We start from the raw sequence: 5,385 nt of genomic DNA, 5'->3' as shown, positions 1-5,385 counted from the left end.
GCCTCCCGGGACCTGGGTCAGGGCCGCGGGCTACGATGAGCGCGCCCTGCGGGAAGGCCGCCACCCGACGCGCCGCGAGCTGGACCAGGCGGCGCCCGGCCACCCCGTGCGCCTGGACCACCGCAGCGGCCACGCCACCGTCCTCAACAGCCTGGGCCTGAAGCTCGCCGGCATTACAGGTTCCACCCCTGAGCCGCCCGGCGGCTACATGGAGCGCGACCTCGCGGACGGCGAACCAGCGGGGCTGCTGGTCGAGATGAACGAGATGCTCGACGGGCTTCTGCCCCCGCCGGCTCCCGGCGAACTGCGCAGCGCCGTCGCCGAGGCAGCCCGAAGGCTTCTTGCCGAAGGGATTACGTTCCTTCAGGACGCCACGCCTACGAACGGCGCAGCGGAGTGGCGCCTCTTCGGCGACTTGCAGTCTGAGGGAGTCCTGCCCCAGGCTGTGTCGCTCATGGAGTGCTACGACCACCTTGGCGAGCTTCCCGAAGGCAAGGGGCGCCTCCTTCGCGGGCCGGTCAAGATCATGCCGAAGGAGCTCGAGCACGAGTTCTACCCGCAGGCCGGCCTCCTGGCGGCAATACTGCGCCGGATCGAAGCAGCGGGGCGCCGGGCCGCCGTCCACGTGACCACCCGCGCGGGCCTCGAGACGGTCCTTGAGGCTTTCGAGGCGCTGGGGCGGCCAGCGCCCGGCCACCGCATCGAGCACTGCAGCGTCGCCGCGGAAGACGCGGCGCGCCGCATCGCCGCCCTCGGCCTGGCCGTCGTGACTCAGCCGGGCTTTCTGTTCGAGAGCGCCGACCTCATGCTCCGGCGGCTGTCCGACGCCGACCGCTCCGACCTGTATCCAATTCGCCGGCTGCTCGAGGCGGGCGTGCCCGTGGCCGGTTCCAGCGACGCTCCCGTAGCCGCCCCGCGCCCCCTCGACGGCATCCGCGGGGCAGTCGAGCGCCTCTCCCGCGGCGGCGCCGAGCTCGCCCCGGCCCAATCACTCACCGCGAGCGATGCCCTGGCCCTCTTCACTTCGGGGGCAGCCCGCGTCCTCGGGCTGGACCGCGAGCGCGGCTCCGTTGCCCCGGGCTTCGTCGCCGACCTGGTGGTCCTCAACGCCCTGCCAGGAGAGGTCCCATGGGAACAGCTCAGCGTGGACCTGACTGTAATCGCCGGCGAAGTCGCCTACGAGCGCTCCTCGTCGGCTCGGCTCGACTGACGACGCCGGCGCAGACCCTGTGCCGACTGGATACCGTTGGCCCGGGGATAGCGGTAGCGGGCCGGCGGCGTTATCCTGCCTTTAGAAAGCCCAAAGGCGGTGCAGAAATGGCGGAGAACGGGTGCTTATGCTGCCCTCTACCCGCTACGAACGGAGGACGCCAGAGCTAGCCCAGTCCTCACAGGGGCCGGCAAGCTGCTGGCCGCAGGCGGTGGCCATCCGGCCGGCAAAGGACGCCATCGTTCTGCGACACCCGCCTAGACCCCGGGCACATCCCCTGACGGCCTGAGCCGTCAACCTCTTCCCACAAACGTCGAGATTCCCGGGACGCGTCCGAAAGCTGCGTCCCGAGCAGGGGTGTGTCGTCATGGTCTCAGAGGAGCACCTGGAAAACCTCGCGGAAGTCCTGAACGACCTCGTCCGGGAGGGCCGTTCGGCGGATGCCGTTGCCCTGATATCCACCCGTCACCCCGCCGACCAGGCGGACCTCCTGGAGGAGTTGGACGAGGACGCGCTCGAGAAGGTCCTGTCCGCCCTTCAGCCCGACCAGGCTGCGGACATCCTCGAGCATCTCCACGAGGATGTGCGCGCCGAGGTCGTCGCGAGGATGCCGGCGTCCAGCCTCGCGGTCATCCTGGACAGCGTCGACGACGACATCGAGGCGGACATCGTCCAGCACCTCCCCGAGGAGCGGGCGCGGGAAGTCCTGCCCCTGCTGGAGGACCGAGTCGTCGTCGAGCAGCTGCTCACGCACGAGGAGGACAGCGCCGGCGGGCTCATGAACCCGGACGTCCTCGCCCTGCGGCGGGACTGGACTGTCGACGAGACCATACGCTTCCTTCGCACTCAGAAGCCGGACCCCCACCAGCCCTACTACCTGTACGTCGTCGACGACGAGTCGAAGCTTCAGGGCATCGTGAGCTTGCGCGATATCGTCGTCGCGGAGCCGGAGGAACGCCTCGGGGACATCATGTCGACGGACGTGATAAGCGTCCCCGCGAGCGCCGACCGCGAGGTCGCGGCCGAACGCATGCGGCACTACGACCTCCTGGCGCTTCCCGTGGTGGACGACGAGGGCCGCTTGCTCGGCGTCATCACGCCGGACGACGTCCTCGACGTGCAGGTCGAAGAGGCGACCGAGGACATCTACCGCATGGCAGGCCTGGGCGTGAAGGAGTGGGCCTTCAGTCCCGTGCTGGAGTCCGCCAGCCGCCGCGTGCCCTGGCTCGCCTTCAATATGGTCTGGGCATTCGCTGGGGCATCGATCATAAGCGTCTTCCAGGACACCATCTCCCGCGTCGCCGCCCTGGCGATTTTCATGCCGATGATCGCCGGCCAGGCCGGCAACGCGGGCATCCAGACCGCCACTATCGTGGTTCGCTCAATGGCGCTGGGCGAGCTGACCCCGGCCGACATCGTGCACATGCTCCGCAAGGAGTGGGCCCTGGGCCTGATCAAGGGTGTGCTGTTCGGCGGCGTGCTCGCCACGGTGGCCTGGGTAACGCGCGGCGACATGACCTTCGGGCTAATCGCCGGCGTGGCCATGTTCCTGAACATGATGGTTGCCTCCACCACGGGTGTGATCATCCCCATGACCCTGCGGCGCCTGGGTGTCGACCCGGCTGCCATCGCCGGCGTGTTCGACACGATGGTGACGGACTTCATGGGGTTCCTGATCTACCTGGGACTGGCGACGATCTTCATCGACCGGTTGACCTGACGGAGGCCCCACTGTGGCGTCCGCGCTCCAGGCCTCGATGGCGAACCAGAGGTAGGCGGCCGCGAACATCAGCCGCTGGAGCAGCCCGGCGTAGGCGTCGAAGGCGGACATCGCCAGCGCGAGGTGAGAGGCTGCCAGTGCGGCTGCTGAGCCGGCAAGGAGCAGGAGCGCGGCGCGCCTCCCGATGGTGCGCGGACCCGCAGTTACGGGCTCGGGTCGCCTCAGCGCGCCGGGGCCCGGCCCCCGGACTGCGCGCGGAGGAAGGAGACCAGCAGTCCGTGCACCCGCGCCCGGGCGGTCCCCCTGGCCGCTCCCGAACATGCTGCCTCGAGCCGGACCAGGACCTCGAGTAACGCGGCGCGCTCCGCGCGCAGGGCGGAGAGGCGCAGGTCGCGCTTGCGCCGCAACCGCAGGGCGGCTCGGGCGTCAGAGACGAGCCGAGGGTCCTCGTCCGCCGCCTCCAGCCGCCGGAGCGCGGCACCCAGCACGCGCCGCAGGGCCGAGATCTCCTGGTCCAGCCTCGCGGCCGCGCCGTCGGCCTCGCGCGCCAGCTGGGCGAGCAGGCTGAGGGCGTACGTCAGCTGGGTGCGCCCGTAGACGCTGGACACCTCCGGCGCCACGTACTCGACCAGCGCGCGGCGGATGATGCCCGGCAATTCGTCGCCGTCCGGCCTCATGGTCCAGCCTCCAGGAGCGTCAGTATCTCGCGTTCGATCCCGGGGATCATGCGGGTCGTCATGGCAAGGATGAGGTCCGCGGTCCTGCCCTCCACCAGAGAGCGCCCGCCCGTAAGGAAGATCACGGCCAGCTTCAGGTTGCCGAGCACCTCCCAGAAGTGGACCGAGCGCCGGTCTACAGGGTACCCGCCGGCCGTTTCGTACATCTCGTAGAAGCGCTCGCGCTCCACCAGGCCGCCGGCAAGCTCGGTGCCATGCCGCCAGCTGCGCAGGCATAGCCAGCCGATGTCTTCCATCGGGTCGCCGAGGTGGGCCATTTCCCAGTCCAGGATGGCGTTGATCTTCTTGTCGTCGTAGAGGAAGTTGCCGGTGCGGTAGTCGCCGTGGACCACGGTGATCGCCGGCGCCACGGGCGCGTTCCGCTTGAGCCAGCCCAGCGCCGCTTCCAGCACGGGCTGCGGCTCCAGCGCGTCACGACGCATGATCGACTCCCAGCGCTCGACCTCGACTCGAGCGGCCGTCTCCGGGGTCGGTGCTGGGCCGGCAAACGCCTCCACGCCGAGCGCCCGCCAGTCGGCGCGATGGATGCGCGCCAGGATCTGCGCCTTCTGGCGCGCGATTTCTTCCCGCGACCCGCCGTAGGACGGCGAGACGAGCAGCGCTCCGTTGGTCTCGCCTTCCACCCGCCCCATGACGAAGAAGGGCCGCTCCAACCCGGCGCCATCGGGCTCGATCCAGTACATCGGGGGGACGGGCACACCTGCCGCCGCCATGGCCTGGTACATGCGGAACTCGACGTCGCGGTCCGTCTCGAGAAGGGAGCCGGTCGGGTCGCGCCGGACGATGAAGCCGCGTTCGCGGAGGGCGCCGTCTTCGCGCCAGCGGGCCTCGAAGGACCACGTCTCGCGGGAAGCGCCGCCCGGGATGCGCGCCAGCTTCGTCACGCTGATCTCGGAGGCCTCGGGCATTCGCCGCGCGAGGTAGGAGACGAGGCCGGACTCCGTCAACATTTCAACTACGCCTCTTTCGCCGCCGGTGGCGTCATTCTAGCGGCAGCGGCGTCGGCCGACTGCAGCCCGGGCACCCGTGAGGAAGGCCGCGTCCCTTGGCAGCCCTCGAGGGGGAGCCGGGCGCCGAACGACGCGACCGCGACGCGGGAGGCCGCGACCCCGACCGGCCGCAGCCTGTCATCGTGAGGGTGTCAGCCCGGAGCAACCTGTGGCGCTGCTGCCAGGGCCAGGGCCGGCGGAGGGCGTAGTGCACAGACGCCCTGGGTGCAGGGGCTTGCTCAGTCGAGTGAGATGCCGTTGTAGAGCAGGTCCGGGTCGCCGCGGAACACGTCCGTGGTCAGGTTCGCCAGCGCCACGATGGGCCTGTCCGCCTCGATGATCGCCGTCCCGGCAAACCCGTTCGGCAGCGCCGGCTCCAGGTACTGGAAAACCGTGAACTCGCGGTCCACGTTCACCGTGTAGGAGATCGAGCCGCCCGGCAGGTCCAGCCCGAAGTATCGCACGGTCACCGTCGCCCGGCCGCCGTCGGCCACCATCACCCGGAACCAGCTGTTCCAGCCCGCGGCGGCGCCGGGGATAGAGCCGTAGTTCTTGTTCAGCACAGGCAGCAGCACGCGCCGCGCGCCATCGGCCGGACGGATGCCGCGATAGTTGGTGAAGGTGTCGCCCAGGCTGGTGGCGCGGTTCACGATCACGCCGATCGGCTCGCTGGAGGTGAGACGGACGGTGCCGACGAAGTTGAAGGGCAGCCTCTCACCTGGCGCGAGG

At 69.9% G+C, this 5,385-nt stretch carries 5 protein-coding genes; 2 read left to right on the top strand and 3 right to left on the bottom strand.

Going from position 1 to position 5,385, the window contains the following annotated elements; genetic code table 11:
• The coding region (locus VNN10_06870) for an amidohydrolase family protein (protein ID HXH21733.1) at positions 1–1,210 on the top strand (1,210 nt) is incomplete at its 5' end.
• A gap of 367 nt (positions 1,211–1,577) precedes the next feature.
• Positions 1,578–2,930: a magnesium transporter gene (gene mgtE, locus VNN10_06865; protein HXH21732.1), complete on the top strand. Its 1,353-nt coding sequence runs from the start codon at positions 1,578–1,580 to the stop codon at positions 2,928–2,930.
• A 221-nt stretch (positions 2,931–3,151) separates the two neighbouring features.
• Here mgtE and VNN10_06860 read toward each other — a convergent pair whose 3' ends face one another.
• The 3 genes from VNN10_06860 to VNN10_06850 form a co-directional block, all read right to left on the bottom strand.
• Complete coding sequence (locus tag VNN10_06860; GenBank protein ID HXH21731.1) at positions 3,152–3,607, bottom strand: hypothetical protein; 456 nt, start codon at positions 3,605–3,607, stop codon at positions 3,152–3,154.
• Positions 3,604–4,617, bottom strand: a complete 1,014-nt coding sequence (locus VNN10_06855; GenBank protein ID HXH21730.1) for a phosphotransferase family protein — start codon at positions 4,615–4,617, stop codon at positions 3,604–3,606. Before VNN10_06855 ends, VNN10_06860 begins: the two co-directional genes overlap by 4 nt.
• A 278-nt stretch (positions 4,618–4,895) precedes the next feature.
• A partial coding sequence (locus VNN10_06850; GenBank protein ID HXH21729.1) for a hypothetical protein occupies positions 4,896–5,385 on the bottom strand: 490 nt, incomplete at its 5' end.

This window comes from Dehalococcoidia bacterium (assembly GCA_035574915.1).
In the GTDB taxonomy this organism is placed as follows: domain Bacteria; phylum Chloroflexota; class Dehalococcoidia; order DSTF01; family WHTK01; genus DATLYJ01.
This window is presented reverse-complemented; position numbering and strand designations above follow the sequence as displayed.

Bases quoted from the DNA above. Each gene is read 5' to 3' on its own strand.
- mgtE (HXH21732.1), top strand. From the start codon at position 1,578: ATGGTCTCAGAGGAGCACCTGGAAAACCTCGCGGAAGTCCTGAACGAC.
- VNN10_06860 (HXH21731.1), bottom strand. From the start codon at position 3,607: ATGAGGCCGGACGGCGACGAATTGCCGGGCATCATCCGCCGCGCGCTG.
- VNN10_06855 (HXH21730.1), bottom strand. From the start codon at position 4,617: ATGTTGACGGAGTCCGGCCTCGTCTCCTACCTCGCGCGGCGAATGCCC.